Genomic DNA, 13,770 nt, shown 5'->3' on the forward strand with positions numbered 1-13,770 from the left:
ATTGTCAGTGGTGGGTCCTAACGTTTTCGACAGGGATCACCGGCGCGAACGGCGTCGTCGGCCCGGCCTTGGGGAGGGGTCTGTCATGGCGCGCGAGACGACGTACATGGAGCTGTCGCAGGACGGCGGCGGGGCGCACAAGTTCTATGAGGTGATCGTGGACGGCACGGCCGTCTCGGTGCGCTACGGGCGCATCGGCGCGGAGGGCCAGCTGCAGAACTCCTCGTTCCCGACGGTGGAGAAGGCCCGGGCGGCCGCCGCGAAGAAGATCGGGGAGAAGGTCCGCAAGGGGTACGCGCCGGCCGTGCGCGGCGGGCGCGCTTCGCGGGCGGTGACCCGCCGTCAGGTGACCTCCACCCCGTCGACGGCGCGCGCGGTGGCCCCGGTGCTGTGGCGTTTCCGTACGGGTTCCTCCGCGTTCGGGATCCATGTGGACGAGGACCGCTGCTGGGTCGGCAACCAGGCGGGGGACGTCCACACCCTGAGCCACGACGGTGAGGTGCTGGCCCGGTACTCGCTGCCGGACGGGGTGAAGTGCCTGGTGGCGGACGAGTTCTGGATATACGCGGGCTGTGACGACGGCACCGTGTACGACCTGTCGTCGAAGGTGCCGTTCGGGGCGTACGACATAGCGGCGGACGTGGACATCTTCTGGCTCGACATCCACGAGGGCGTGCTGAGCGTGTCCGACCGCAGCGGCGGGCTGACGGTCATCGACCACGAGGACGAGTTCCAGTGGTCGCGGCGGTCGTCGGGGTCCACCGCCTGGATGGTGCGGGCGGACGAGCGGGCGGTCTACCACGGGCACAGCAAGGGGGTGACGGCCTACGCCCAGGACGGCGGAGGGGAGTTGTGGCACACGGCGACGGACGGCTCGGTGCTGTTCGGCTGGCAGGAGGACCTCGCGGTGTACGCGGGGACGGGGCGCAACACCGTGCAGCGGCTGTCGAAGGCGACGGGCGCGGTGGAGGCCTCCTACCGGTGCGATGCGGCGGTGTACTCGTGCGCGACCTCACCGGACGGACGGCACGTGTTCGCCGGTGACCTGGCCTCCTCGGTGTACTGCTTCGACGCGTCCGGGCAGCGGCTGTGGAAGCTGGGCACGGGCAGCGGGGCCGCGCTGTCCATGCAGTACCTGGACGAGCGGCTGTACCTGGTGACCACGGACGGCTCGCTGGTGTGCGTGGACGCGAGCAGGGCGGCGATCGAGGCGGCCCAGCAGGGTTCGGTGCCGGCGGCGGTGGATGTGAAGTCGGCCGCGGCCCTGCCGGTGTTCACCCCGGCTGCTTCGGCTTCGGCGATGGCGACGGTCTCGGTGGCCTCGGCGCCGGCGGGAGGCGTGGTGGTGGAGTGCGTGCAGCAGGGCAGCCGGACCCGGGTGCAGGTGGTGTCGGAAGGCTTCGATTCCGGCTGGAACGTCCAGTTCCCGCGCGGGATACGGGAGGCGGGCGCCCGGTACGTGGTGGACGGGCTGCATGCGGCGTCGGGGGGCTTCTACCGGGTGCGCGGAGAGATACGCCGACTGGTCTGAGCCGGTCACCGGGGGTGCCCGGGGCAGGGGCAGCGCGTCGCGTCCGGCGGGGCCGGGGTGAGTACGGACCAGGGGGCGCCGTCGGGGAGGGCGCAGGTCACGTGGAGGACGACCGGTTCGCTGCCGAGGTTGCGGCCGAGGTGGATGTGGTCGGGGCCGGCGGGCTCGACGAAGGTGGTGCCGGCCGTGTGCACCTCGACGGTGCGGTCGTACAGGAACCGGGTCAGTGTCCCGGATCTGACCACCGCCATCAGCGGCACCTCGTGGTAGTGCCAGCCCGTGCACTCCCCGGGCCCGATGACCAGCTCCCGGCCCGCGAGGTCCGAGGCCCCGGTCGACCTGGGGCGCCGCGCCGTCGCTGTCGCCGTCGCCGTCCGTACTGCCATGTGCCCTCCTCCATGGGTCCGCCGTGGGTCCCGCCGCGGCCCCATCGGGGTCACGCTAGGAGGACTTCATGACGTCCAGGGGGAGTTGATGAAAGTACAACGACCCAGCTCTACAAGGTGATATACGCACCGGAGGGCGGTATCAATCCGTCATGAGTCTGGTCGTATTCGAGTCGCTCAAGCAGATCAGCTGCGCCGAGTGCCGGCAGGGCCCGCTCCGGCTCCTCGTCCGCGAGGCGGGCGTGCCCCGCTGCCTGGACTGCGCCGACCTCGGGCACCTGGTCTACCTGCCACGAGGCGACGCCGCGCTCACCCGGCGGGCCAGGGAGGCCAGTTCGCTCTCCGCCGTCGTGGTGCGCCGGCACAAGCGCCGCCGCCGCTACGAACGCCAGGGCCTGCTGGTCGAGGACACCGCGCTGGCCCGCGCCGAGCGGGCCTGTCTCGCGGACGCCGAGGCGCGGGCCCGCCGCCGGGACCGGGCCCGGGTGCGGCGCGCGGCCGAGGACGTCCGCTTCACGGCGGCCTTCGCCGCCGAGATCCGGCGGTTGTTCCCCGGATGCCCGGAAGACCGCGCCCAGGCCATCGCGGCCCACGCGTCGGTGCGCGGCAGCGGCCGGGTGGGCCGCACCGCGGCCGGCCGGGCCCTCGACGAGCAGGCGGTGTCGGTGGCGGTACGGGCGGCCGTGCGGCACACCGACACCGAGTACGACGCCCTGCTCATGGCGGGCGTCCCCCGCTTCGCCGCCCGGGCCCGGCTGGCCGCGCAGATCGACGCGGTCCTGGACGCCTGGCGCCCCGGACCCCCGGACCGGGCCCGGGACGGCGGCCCCGAAGACGCCGGCGTGACCCCGGCGCCCCCGGCGTAGCGGGCGCGAGCACCCCACCGCCGGGCAGGGCGGGGCGGGCGCGGCGCCGCTGCCGACGGGCTGGGCAGGCGCTACCAGCCGGCGCGGCGGCCACTGCCGGCAGCGGCGGCGGGCACGACCCGGCGGCCGCACTTGGCCGCTGCCGGCAAGCGCGGCAGGCGCTACCCGGCGGCCGCAATGGCCGCTGCCGGCGAGCGGGGCGAGCGCTGCCAGGGGGCGCAACGGCCACTGCCGGCAGGCACGGCGGGCGCTGCCGGCAGGCGATGCCTGCCCCGGCGGACGGGGCCTGGCTGCCGGGGCATCGCATGAGCCCCTCGTACGGCTCAGGCGCGGGCCGGCCGTCTCATTCGGATCTCGTCGGCCGAGCCCGCGTTGTCAGGTGCCGTGGATCGTGAGGCGGAGGGGCGCCCCTGTACCGCGCGTACTCGGCCGCCCCGACAACGCGGCGGGGCGCGGTGCCGGGCAGTGCGGGCCCGGCAAGGTCCGAACGAGACCGCCTAGTTGAGGCGGAAGCGCCGGTACAGGAGTGCTCCGCCGAGCAGCAGCACCCCGCTTCCGGGGACCAGGTAGCCGAGGCCGTCGGACCCGGTGTGGGCGAGGGCCTCGGAGTGCCGCGGCGGGGCGGGCGAGACCTGCGGCGCGGGCGCGACCGGCGGGGCCGGCGGGGTGACGGGCTGCTCCACGACCGGCGGGGTGACGGGCTGCTCCACGACGGGCGGCTGGACGGGCTTGCCGCCGCTGGGCCGGCCGGCGTTGACGGAGGTGTTGCCGCTGGAGGTGTTGCCGACCCCGGCGACGCTCACGGAGTTGCCGCTGATGTTGAGCGGGAGGTCGACGGGGAGCTGGATGCCGTTGCCCGACAGCAGCCCCGGGGAACCCGTTGCGCTTCCGTCGGCAACGGCTCCGCCGCCGTTGGCGGTCCCCGACTTCGAGGTGTGTGAGGCCTGCCCCTGTGAGGACTGACCGTGTGAGGACTGACCCTGATGACCGCCGCCACCGCCGGGCGCGCCGTTGGCACAGCGGTTGCCGGCCGCGGGGTTGAGGAGCCCGACCACGCTCACCGTGTTCCCGCAGACGTTCACCGGGGTGTGCACGGGCAGCTGGAGCAGGTTCCCGGAGAGCAGTCCGGGAGAGCCCGCCGCCTTCCCGGCCGCGTCCGCATCGGCGTAAGCGAGGCCGCCCACCCCCGCGACCGCCAGTCCACCTCCCGCAACCACCGCCGTGATCAAGCCATTTCTACGACTGTGACGCATGAGCTTTCCCGCCTTCCGGAGGAGTTCACGGGCATTGCGCCCGCACCGGAAACAACGCCGTAACCCCATTCGGGTTATAGCGGGCGCAGGCATTTCACCCCATCGTGTATTGGGTACCGCCTACTTCATGATGAAACGCCCGCTGCTCCTCCTCGATGTGGACGGCCCGCTCAACCCCTTCCGGTCCCGCCTGGCCGGGTTGCGCGGCTACGACAGCCACCGGATGCGGCCCGAGGTCTGGATGGCCCGCCGCGCCCCTGATTCCCGTAGCGCGCGGCGCGGCCTGCGGGTGCGCCTCCACCCGGCCCACGGGGCCCGGTTGCTGGCGCTGCCCTACGAACTCGCCTGGGCGACGACCTGGATGCACCAGGCCAACACTATGATCGCTCCGCACATCGGGCTTCCCGCCGATCTTCCCGTGATCGAATGGCCGGAACTCTTCGCCCATGACCCTGACGGCCTCTCCTGGAAGACCCGGCCGCTCCTCGACTGGGCCGCCGGCCGGCCCTTCGCCTGGGTCGACGACATGATCAACCCGCTCGATCGCGCCTGGGTCACCGCCCACCACCCGGCCCCGGCCCTGCTCCTGCGCATCCACCCCCGCCACGGCCTGCGCGACCGCGACTTCGCCGCCCTGACGCACTGGGCGGCGAACCTGCCCGCGCATTGAGCCCGAGCCGCAAGCGCCCGTACTGAGCCGACCCCGAAGCGCGCGTACGGGGCCGACCCGTAGGCGCACGTACTGAGCCGGCTCAGCGGCGCAGCAGGGCGGTGACCGGGTCCGGGGAGGGAGCGCCGACGGGCCACCAGTCGCCGTCGCCCAGGCGGGACTCGTAGACGTACCAGAGGCCCTCGCGGCTCAGGCGGAGCTGGCGGTTGTGGGCGGTGAGGCGGTTGCGGTCGGGGCGGAAGGAGCCCCGACCGGCGGCGAAGAGGGCCGGGCGGGCCCGGTCGAAGGGCCCGGCCGGCGGGTCCCAGGGCTCGTCGAGGACGGTCAGGGCGGCCAGGCCACCCTGCCGCCAGGCCGCCGCGCCCCGCGCGAGGTCGGTGGTGCTGCGGCCGGTGGCACGGGCCAGGTCGCGGTAGAGGGTGCGGGCGGCCCCGGTGAGACCGGCCGTCGGGTGCGCGGAGGCCAGCCGGACGGCGTCCTGCCACAGGGTCAGCCCGGCGATCGGATCCTCGGCCGTGCCGAGCAGGGCGAGGGCCCGGGCGGCGGCGTCCGTCGCCAGCTGGTCCAGCGCGAGCGGGTCCGGCGCGGCGGGGTCGGACGGGTAGGCGGGCGGCAGCCCCACGGCGGCGGGCACGGGCACCGGAGCCGGCAAAGGCGGCAGAACGGTACGGGCCACCGCCGCGCGAGCCGGCACCCCCGGGAAGTCCGTAGCGGCGTCGGGCTGTTCGCGGGCGGCATGGGCGGCGTTGCGCCGGGCGAGCTCCTCCAGCAGCTCCCGCTCGCCACGGCCGCGCAGGAGCAGCAGCACGAAGGGGTCCGAGTCCAGCAGCCGGGCCGCCCGGTAGCAGAGGGCCGCCGCGTGCTTGCACGGCGGCCGCGCGACGTCCGGGCAGGAGCAGCGCGGCACGAGCTCGCCCGCGCCGGGCAGGATCGTCTCGGCGAGGGCCTGCGGGACCTCCCGCTCCAGCAGGGCCGCGAGGGCGGTGGGATCAGCCGCCACCGCCTCCAGCACCTCGCCCCACTCCGCGTCCGCGAAGGCGGGCAGAGCCAGCTCGGTGCGGTACGGGCGGGCCCGGCTCCCCCGCACGTACGCCACGATCCGACCCGGGGTGATCGTGACGGCCTCGACGTGGCCTTCGGAGGCGTACGCACGACCCCGTTCGAGCCGCGCAGCGTCCCGGGCGCGCTCCTCCAGCGCGGCCACCCAGGCGCGGCCCCACCAGGTGGTGGCCTCCAGCCCGGCGGGCACCGTCTCGAAGGTGCGGCGGCGGTCGTCCCGCGCGGTGATCATCCGGGCCTCCGCAGGGACACGAGGTCGGCCAGCTCACGGTCGGTGAGCTCGGTCAGCGCCGACTCGCCGGAACCCAGGACGGCGTCGGCCAGGGCCCGCTTGGCCTCCAGCATCTCGGCGATCCGGTCCTCGACCGTGCCCTCGGCGATGATCCGGTGGACCTGCACGGGCTGGGTCTGGCCGATCCGGTAGGCGCGGTCGGTGGCCTGCTCCTCCACCGCCGGGTTCCACCAGCGGTCGAAATGGATGACGTGCCCGGCGCGGGTCAGATTGAGGCCGGTTCCGGCGGCCTTCAGCGACAGCAGGAACACCGGCACCTCGCCCGCCTGGAACCGGTCCACGAGCTCCTCACGGCGCGCCACCGGGGTACCGCCGTGCAGCAGCTGGTGGGCGATCCCCCGGGCCGCCAGGTGCCGCTCGATGATCCGGGCCATCGTCACGTACTGGGTGAAGACCAGCACCGAGCCGCCCTCGGCCAGGATCGTGTCCAGCAGCTCGTCCAGCAGCGCCAGTTTGCCCGAGCGGTGCGGGATACGGGGCTGCTCCTCCTTCAGGTACTGCGCGGGGTGGTTGCAGATCTGCTTGAGGGAGGCGAGCAGCTTCATGACCATCCCCCGCCGCTCCATGCCCTCGCTCGTCTCGATCACCGCCATCGCCTCGTCCACCGCGGCCTGGTACAGCGACGCCTGCTCCCGGGTGAGGGACACCGGATGGTCGGTCTCCGTCTTGGGCGGCAGCTCGGGCGCGATACCGGGGTCGGACTTCTTGCGCCGCAGCAGGAACGGCCGCACGAGCGCGGCCAGCCGGGCGACGGCCGCCTCGTTGCCGCCGTCCTCCTCCTGCTGGTGCTCCACCGGACGGGCGTGGCGGGCCCGGAACGCGGTGAGCGGACCCAGCAGCCCCGGCGTGGTCCAGTCCAGGAGCGCCCACAGCTCGGAGAGGTTGTTCTCGACGGGGGTGCCCGTCAGCGCCACCCGGGCCGGGGCCGGGATGGTGCGCAGGGCCTTCGCCGTCGCCGAATGCGGGTTCTTGACGTGCTGCGCCTCGTCCGCGACGACCAGGCCCCAGCCCTGCTCGGCCAGCCGGGGGGCGCTGGCGCGCATCGTCCCGTACGTGGTGAGGACGAACCCGCCGGCCAGTCCGTCGAGGCTGCGGTCACCGCCGTGGAAGCGGCGCACCGGCGTACCGGGAGCGAACCGCTCGATCTCCCGCTGCCAGTTGCCCAGCAGCGACGCCGGGCAGACGACCAGGGTCGGCTCCGCCCGGTCCCGGTGCAGGTGCAGCGCGATCAGCGTCACCGTCTTGCCCAGGCCCATGTCGTCGGCCAGGCAGCCGCCGAGGCCGAGCGAGGTCATCAGGTCCAGCCAGGCCAGACCCCGGGCCTGGTAGTCGCGCAGGGTGGCCTTCAGCGCGGCGGGCTGCGGCAGCGGGGCCAGCTCCCCGGTCAGCCGCTCCCGCAGCGCGGCCAGCGCCCCGACGGGGACCGCCTCCACCGGCTGGCCGTCGACCTCGGCCGTGCCCGTCAGTACGGCGGCCAGCGCGTCCACCGGGTCCAGCAGGCCGAGCTCCCGCTTGCGCGCCTTGCGCACCAGCTCCGGATCGACCCGCACCCACTGGTCGCGCAGCCGCACCACGGGCCGGTGCGCCTGGGCGAGCGCGTCCATCTCCCCCGGGGTGAGCCGGTCGCCGCCCAGCGCCAGCTCCCAGGAGAAGGCGAACAGCTGCCGGGCGTCGAAGAAGGCGGTGCCGTCGGTGGCCGAGCCGGGCGCGGTGGACCGTACGACGGCGGTCGCGGAGAGCGTACGAGCGAGCTCGCGCGGCCAGTGGACCAGGACACCGGCGCTCGCCAGCCGGGTCGCGGCGACGCCCAGCAGGTCTTCGAGGTCCGGGTCGGACAGGGCCAGCACATCGGGGACCGGCTGGTCCAGCAGTCGCAGCAGCGGCGGCCAGACCCGCGCGGCCCTGCGCAGCGCGAGCACGGCGTCGATCCGGGCCCGAGGGCCGAAACCGGCGGCGGCCGTACCGGCCCAGAGCGCCGACGCGTCGGTCACCAGGGTGGGGTCGGCGAGGCTGTGCACCTGCACCACGGCGGCGCCCGCGCGGCGGGTGTCCTCGTCCTCGGCTTCGTCGAACAGGCTGAACGAGGACAGGTCGAGCCGCAGCGAGATCCCGACGCCGGTGTCGGCTCCGGCCGCGACCTGCGCGGCCCACTCCTGTATCCCGGTCACCCGCTGCGGCTCCTGGGCGGCGAACGGCCGGCCCGCCGCCACCGGCGCGGCCGGGGTCCGGGGCAGGCTGTCGGCGACGGCGTCGAGGAACGCCCGCAACAGGGCCTCGGGCTCGGGGAGGGTCAGGGGGCGACGGCCGGCGAGGGGGGTGGCGTACCCCTCGTACGGCAGCGCGGCCGCGACCGCGCGGAGGTAGGCGATGTCCTCGGCGTCGAGCGGCCCCGCACGCCAGGCGTCGATCCCGCCGGGGGTGAGCCCGGGCAGCAGCCTGCCCCGCGCGACCAGGCCGAGGGCCTGCGCGGCGGCGGTGCCCCAGGCACGGGTCGCCGGGTGCGCGGCGGGGCTGCGGGGTGCCCGGGCCAGCAGCGGCAGTGCCTCGCTGACGGACAGGGCCACGGCGGGGACGGTCCGCGTCCGGACGGCGCCGTCCGCGCCGTGCGGGCGGACGACGCTCAGCGGCTGCGGCGTCCCGACGTCGGGGAGGGGGCCGCCGTCGGGGCACCAGAAGGCGAACTGCCCCTGGCGGGGCACGGCGGCGGGCAGGAACACGGCGGCATGGCGCAGCAGCGCCGCGCACGGATGCGGAGGGGCCGATACGGCTGCCGAATCCGCTGCCGATCCGCGTGCCGGTACCGGTCCGCGTGCCGGCACCGGTCCGCCTTCCGCCGCGCGTGCTGGTCCGCCTTCCGGCGCGGGTGTCCATGCCGGTGGCGGCGCCGGTGTCCAAGCCGGTGCCATGCTGTCCCCCCTTCCCGGTGGCCGGACGGTCTCGTCTGCTGCCGAGTCTAGGCGGGGCCACTGACAACCCCGCTGACCAGCCCGGACGGCTCCCGGAGGCCGGCAGCGGCGGGTCCAGGTCAGCGGGACCAGCGGGACAGTTCCGTCGCGAACCCGTACACCGGGCGGTTGGGGTGGGCGCTGGTGCGCCAGGGGCGGCCGTTGTCGTCCAGGCGCAGTGTCCCGGAGCCCGCGGGGCCGGTCCACCGCAGGTCGAGGTACCAGTCGCAGTCGCAGCCGGTGGTGGCCGCCTCCACCCGCAGCACGACCGGGTCCGTCGCCGCGACCCGCATCGGGAACGCCGGGGCCGGGATCGCGTCCCCGGCGTCGTTGCCCCCGACCGGCCGCGCCTGCGGCCTCGGCGCGTCCAGGTTGACCGCGAACACGGCCGGGGTCAGCGCCCCTCCGCAGCCCTGGGACATCTGGTAGACGTTCCAGGCGGGCGGGGTGCGCCGGGCAGCCACCCGGACCTCCAGGTCCTGGAGGACCACGGTCCCCTCGCCCACCCCGTGCAGGGTGACCTCCACGATCTGGCTCCCGGCGTGCACGGCCCGCTGGGCCTGCGCCCACGCGGGCGCGTCCGCCTCCACCGGTGGCGCGGGCACGGCAGCGGGCCCCTTCTCGGAGAGGTACGCATGGTCGCAGCCGGCGTTCCACACGTGCGACCGCACGGCAGCCCGCAGCGGAGCCGCCGAGGCATTGGGCGGCGCCTGGGGCGCGGCCGGCTCCGGGGCCGTCGGCAGGGTCCGGGCCGGCGCCGGCCCGGCCACCGGGGCCGAGGCCGTGGCGGGATCCGGGCCCGGAGCCGGATCCGAAGCCGAAGGACTCGGCATCGGGTCCGGCGACGGAGCCGCGGGTAGGGCCTCCGCCGTGCCGCCCGCCCGGGCCGGCGCGCTCGGCCCCGGCCCGCCCCGCTCCGGACCGGCGGCCGCCAGGACCGCCACCACCACCGCGCTCACCGCCACCCCGGCGGCGGCAGCCGCCACCGCCCTCCGCCGGTACCAGGGCACCGCCTGCGCAGCCGCCCCCACGACCGCCTGCCCCGGAACGGGCACCTCCACCGAACCCGGAACGGCAACCGGAACAGGACCAGGACCAGGACCAGGACCAGCAACGGGAACGGCACCCGCGACCGCCACCGGCGTCGGCGTCGGCTCCGCCCCCGGCGCCCGCCGCCTCGCGTCCGCCAGCAGCCAGGCCCGGTGCAGCTCCACCGCCTCGGCCTGCGTCGCGCCGCAGACCCGCGCGAAGCGGTCCACCACCGCGAACTCCGTCGGTACCGCCTCCCCGCGGCAGTACCGGTGCAGGGTCGAGGTACTCGTGTGCAGCCGTCGGCCGAGCACCCCGTAACTCAGGCCCGCGCGCTCCTTCAGCTCCCGCATCAGCCGTGCGAAGAGCTCCGCCTCAGTCGGCCGTTCCGCCTCGCCCACCGCGTTCCCCCGTCCCGTGACTCCGTTCCATCCCCAGCATGTTCCCCCAGGTGACAGCGCGTACGGGCGTTCCAGTGTCCCGAATCCGCCCCAATCCGTCGCCCGGGGACCCGGCCCGGGTAGAAGCTCTGACGAACAGCCACTGACCTGAAACGGGGACCAGCCGACCATGTTCCGACGCTTCACCACCGCCTTCGCGGCCACCGCCACCGCAGCCGCCGCACTCCTCCTGGCCACCTCGGCCACCGCCACCGCCACCGCGGCCGCGGCCGCGCCCGGCTTCATCAACGGCACCGACCTGCCGCCGCACCCCTCCTCCCCCTGGTACGCGGGCAAGGTCACCAAGGGCCTGCCCGAGACGGCCCCCTTCTGCCTGGACGGCGCGCTGCCGGCGGCCGGCAGCTGGCACCGCGTGTTCGGCACCGACTACGACACCGGCGCGGTACAGGTCTCCGTACGCGCGTCTTCGGACGCGGCGGCCACCAAGCTCGCCACCGCGCTGGAGCGCAAGGTCGCGGCCTGCGCCGCCGACTGGCTGCGCACCACTCCGGGCGGGACGGCCTCGTGGCAGGACTACGGGAAGCTGCCCGTGGAGGAGGGCGCGCACGTCTACGGGGTGCACACCTCGATCCCGGACTCCGAGCCGGGCGTGCACCTGTACGGGATCGGCCGGGACGGCGCCACGGTGACCGTCGTGAACTGGGGCCAGATGGGCCACCTGACCGACGCCCCGGTCTCCGCCTTCAAGAAGACGACCACCACGGCGGTGAACAAGCTCAACCCGTAACGGGCCGCCCGGTGGGACCATGGACGTGAAGCCCGAGTGTGGGGTCCGAGCCGATACGAGGCGATGGCCATGCGTTCCGGAAACGAGCCGGTGACCGCCCGCAGTCCGCTGCGGCTGCGGTTCTGGCTGAGTCTGTGGGGCCTGATCTGGGCCGCCGCCGGGGCGGCCGCGTTCTCGCTGGCCGGCCGTCCGGGGTGGGCGGCGGCCTGCGGGGCGCTCTTCCTGGTCGCGGCGGTGGACCTGGCCGTGGTCGTCCACCACATGCACCAGGGCCCGCACTACCAGCCGGGCCGGGACATCCCGCCGTACGAGCCGCCCGGGCGGTAGGCCCTCAGGCCCCTCAGTCCTCGAAGCGGGCCGCCGCCAGGTACTCGGGCTGGGGGTCGAGGGCCGCGGCCAGCCGGAAGTGCTTGCGCGCCTGCTCGCGCCGCCCGGACCGCTCATGGGTACGGGCGAGCGCGAAGTGGGCGTACGCGTTGTCCGGCTCCCGTTCCAGCACCAGCTCGAACTCCAGCGCCGCAGGCCGCAGTTGTGCCGACGCGAAGAAGGCCCGGGCGCGCAGCAGACGGGCCGCCGTGTTCTCGGGGTGCGCGGCTATGACCGAGTCGAGCAGCTGGACGGCGCCGCGGGGGTCGCGGGCGGCCAGCAGCTGCTCGGCTGCCCGGTAGTCGATGACGTGCGTCTCCGGGCTCGCGGAGCCGGAGGACGACGGCTGCTGTGGCGGCTGCGGGGGCGTGGTGTCGGACACGGTGTGTTTCCTTCCCTCTACGGGCGCCTTCAACGCCCGTCCCCGCGCCCGCTATTCCGAACGCCCCGTCAGGCCTCGGCATCCGCGGCGGCGGCGGCCCGTACGGTGAGTTCCTCCCACACCTTGCGCACCTGCGGCTCCAGCGCCTCCAGCGGCCCGTCGTTGTCGATCACCAGCGTGGCGACCGCCAGCCGCTGTTCCCGCGTGGCCTGGGCGGCCATCCGGGCCCGCGCTTCCTCCTCGGCCATCCCGCGCAGCGCGGTCAGCCGGGCCAGCTGCGTTCCGGGCGCCGCGTCGACCACCACGACGAGGTCGTACAGCGGCGCCAGGCCGTTCTCCGCGAGCAGGGGTACGTCGTGCACCACGATGGCGTCGGGGCCCGCCGAGCGTTCCAGCTCGGCGGACCGGGCCCCGACCAGCGGGTGCACGATCGAGTTGAGGGTCTGCAGCTTCGCCGCGTCGGAGAAGACGATCGACCCGAGCTTCGGCCGGTCGAGCGCCCCTTCGGGGGTCAGCACGGACTCCCCGAACGCCGCCACCACGGCCGCGAGCCCGGGAGTGCCGGGTTCGACGACCTCGCGCGCGATGCGGTCGGCGTCCACGACGACCGCCCCGTACCCCGCCAGCAGCCGCGAGACCTCGCTCTTGCCGGCTCCGATTCCGCCTGTCAGGCCTACTTTCAGCATGTCCCGCAGCCTAGGCCCAGCGTGATCGGCGGGACACCCCCGGGCCGGACTCAGCCCTCGCCCTCGCGCTCCGCCAGGAACCGCTCGAACTCGCGCCCGATCTCGTCCGCCGACGGGATCTCGGCAGGCTCGGCCATCATGTTGCCCCGGGTCTCGGCTCCCGCCGCGGCGTCGTACTGGTGCTCCAGCCCCTGCACGAGGGTGACCAGCTCCTCGTCGCCCTCGCGGATCTGCCGGTCGATCTCGGTCTGGGTGCGGTGCGCCTCGGTCCGCAGGGCGTGCGCCACGGCGGGCAGTACCAGGCCGGTGGCCGCGGTGATCGCCTCCAACACCGTCAGCGCCGCGTCCGGGTACGGGGAACGGGCCACGTAGTGCGGCACGTGCGCGGCGACGCCGAGTACGTCGTGTCCGGACTGGCCGAGCCGGAATTCGACCAGCGACTCCGCGCTGCCCGGCACCTGGGCCTCGTCGAACGGGCTGCGGTGTCCCGGCATCAGGTCGGTCCGGTTGCCGTGCGGGGTGATGCCGACGGGGCGGGTGTGCGGGACTCCCATCGGGATGCCGTGGAAGTTGACCGAGAGCCGGACGCCGAGGCGTTCGACGATCTGCCGGACGGCGAGCGCGAAGCGCTCCCACTCCACGTCCGGCTCGGGGCCGGACAGCAGCAGGAACGGCGCACCGGTGGCGTCCTGGACCAGGCGCACCTCCAGCCGAGGCTCCTCGAACTCCGTCCAGTGGTCGCGCTGGAAGGTCAGCAGCGGGCGCCGGGCCCGGTAGTCCACCAGCCGGTCCGCGTCGAACCTGGCCACCACCTGGTGGGGCAGGGTGTCCAGGAGCCGCTCGACGATCTGCTCGCCGGCCTCACCGGCGTCGATGTACCCCTCGAGGTGGTAGAGCATGACCAGCCCGGCCGAGTCCTGGGCAAGCGCCAGGTCGGCCACCGCCAGGCCCTTGGCGTCCCATTCGTACAAACCCTGTGGATCAAGCACCGTCACCACTCCTCCTCGCCGCGTTCTCTGCCAAGAACGTCCAAGGAGGCGCCACCATTCCCCAGTTGGCCGCTTTCACAGGAACGCAATGGAACGCGATGGAACGCACGCGGGGGATGGATACCCGG

The 13,770-nt window shown here is 74.7% G+C and carries 13 protein-coding genes; 5 read left to right on the forward strand and 8 right to left on the reverse strand.

The genetic code is table 11. From position 1 onward, the window contains the following. Window positions 1-85: 85 nt before the first annotated feature. On the forward strand, window positions 86-1,531 hold the full coding sequence (locus ACZ4TG_RS30470; protein ID WP_468168724.1) for a WGR domain-containing protein: 1,446 nt from the start codon (window positions 86-88) through the stop codon (window positions 1,529-1,531). A gap of 5 nt (window positions 1,532-1,536) precedes the next feature. Here the strand turns inward: ACZ4TG_RS30470 and ACZ4TG_RS30475 are convergent, their stop codons facing one another. Further along, the gene (locus ACZ4TG_RS30475; RefSeq protein WP_468168726.1) at window positions 1,537-1,917 is read right to left on the reverse strand and encodes a cupin domain-containing protein; all 381 of its coding nucleotides are present in this window, start codon (window positions 1,915-1,917) and stop codon (window positions 1,537-1,539) included. Window positions 1,918-2,069: 152 nt separating this feature from the next. On the opposite strand from ACZ4TG_RS30475, the gene ACZ4TG_RS30480 reads away from it, so the two are divergent. Then, the gene (locus ACZ4TG_RS30480) at window positions 2,070-2,783 is read left to right on the forward strand and encodes a DUF2293 domain-containing protein (protein ID WP_468168729.1); all 714 of its coding nucleotides are present in this window, start codon (window positions 2,070-2,072) and stop codon (window positions 2,781-2,783) included. Between the two features lie 497 nt (window positions 2,784-3,280). On the opposite strand, the gene ACZ4TG_RS30485 is transcribed toward ACZ4TG_RS30480, so the two are convergent. Further along, a complete protein-coding gene (locus ACZ4TG_RS30485; RefSeq protein ID WP_468168732.1) occupies window positions 3,281-4,000 on the reverse strand; it encodes a chaplin in 720 nt (239 codons plus the stop codon). A gap of 163 nt (window positions 4,001-4,163) precedes the next feature. Between ACZ4TG_RS30485 and ACZ4TG_RS30490 the strand changes: the two genes are divergently transcribed. Beyond that, window positions 4,164-4,706, forward strand: a complete 543-nt coding sequence (locus tag ACZ4TG_RS30490; protein ID WP_468168735.1) for an HAD domain-containing protein — start codon at window positions 4,164-4,166, stop codon at window positions 4,704-4,706. Window positions 4,707-4,788: 82 nt separating this feature from the next. Here ACZ4TG_RS30490 and ACZ4TG_RS30495 read toward each other — a convergent pair whose 3' ends face one another. From ACZ4TG_RS30495 to ACZ4TG_RS30505, 3 genes are all read right to left on the reverse strand, one after another. Beyond that, complete coding sequence (locus ACZ4TG_RS30495) at window positions 4,789-5,997, reverse strand: SWIM zinc finger family protein (RefSeq protein WP_468168738.1); 1,209 nt, start codon at window positions 5,995-5,997, stop codon at window positions 4,789-4,791. Next, window positions 5,994-8,963, reverse strand: coding sequence for a DEAD/DEAH box helicase (locus ACZ4TG_RS30500; RefSeq protein ID WP_468168742.1), 2,970 nt, complete (start codon window positions 8,961-8,963; stop codon window positions 5,994-5,996). Before ACZ4TG_RS30500 ends, ACZ4TG_RS30495 begins: the two co-directional genes overlap by 4 nt. Window positions 8,964-9,082: 119 nt before the next feature. Beyond that, complete coding sequence (locus ACZ4TG_RS30505) at window positions 9,083-10,432, reverse strand: helix-turn-helix domain-containing protein (protein WP_468168745.1); 1,350 nt, start codon at window positions 10,430-10,432, stop codon at window positions 9,083-9,085. A 169-nt stretch (window positions 10,433-10,601) separates the two neighbouring features. Between ACZ4TG_RS30505 and ACZ4TG_RS30510 the strand changes: the two genes are divergently transcribed. Further along, window positions 10,602-11,219 (forward strand): hypothetical protein, encoded by a 618-nt coding sequence (locus ACZ4TG_RS30510; RefSeq protein ID WP_468168748.1) that lies wholly within the window; start codon window positions 10,602-10,604, stop codon window positions 11,217-11,219. A gap of 69 nt (window positions 11,220-11,288) precedes the next feature. After that, window positions 11,289-11,546, forward strand: a complete 258-nt coding sequence (locus tag ACZ4TG_RS30515; protein ID WP_468168751.1) for a DUF6343 family protein — start codon at window positions 11,289-11,291, stop codon at window positions 11,544-11,546. A gap of 13 nt (window positions 11,547-11,559) precedes the next feature. On the opposite strand, the gene ACZ4TG_RS30520 is transcribed toward ACZ4TG_RS30515, so the two are convergent. The 3 genes from ACZ4TG_RS30520 to ACZ4TG_RS30530 all read right to left on the reverse strand — a co-directional run bounded on the left by ACZ4TG_RS30520 (window position 11,560) and on the right by ACZ4TG_RS30530 (window position 13,642). Continuing rightward, window positions 11,560-11,967 carry a tetratricopeptide repeat protein gene (locus ACZ4TG_RS30520; RefSeq protein ID WP_468168754.1) on the reverse strand — a complete coding sequence of 136 codons (408 nt, stop codon included), beginning with the start codon at window positions 11,965-11,967 and terminating at the stop codon, window positions 11,560-11,562. 68 nt (window positions 11,968-12,035) lie between these two features. Further along, on the reverse strand, window positions 12,036-12,653 hold the full coding sequence (gene coaE / locus ACZ4TG_RS30525) for a dephospho-CoA kinase (protein WP_468168757.1): 618 nt from the start codon (window positions 12,651-12,653) through the stop codon (window positions 12,036-12,038). Window positions 12,654-12,703: 50 nt separating this feature from the next. After that, entirely contained in the window at window positions 12,704-13,642 is a 939-nt protein-coding gene (locus ACZ4TG_RS30530) for a PAC2 family protein (RefSeq protein ID WP_468168760.1), read from the reverse strand. Window positions 13,643-13,770: the final 128 nt, after the last annotated feature.

The organism is Streptomyces sp. NPDC028314 (assembly GCF_055565795.1).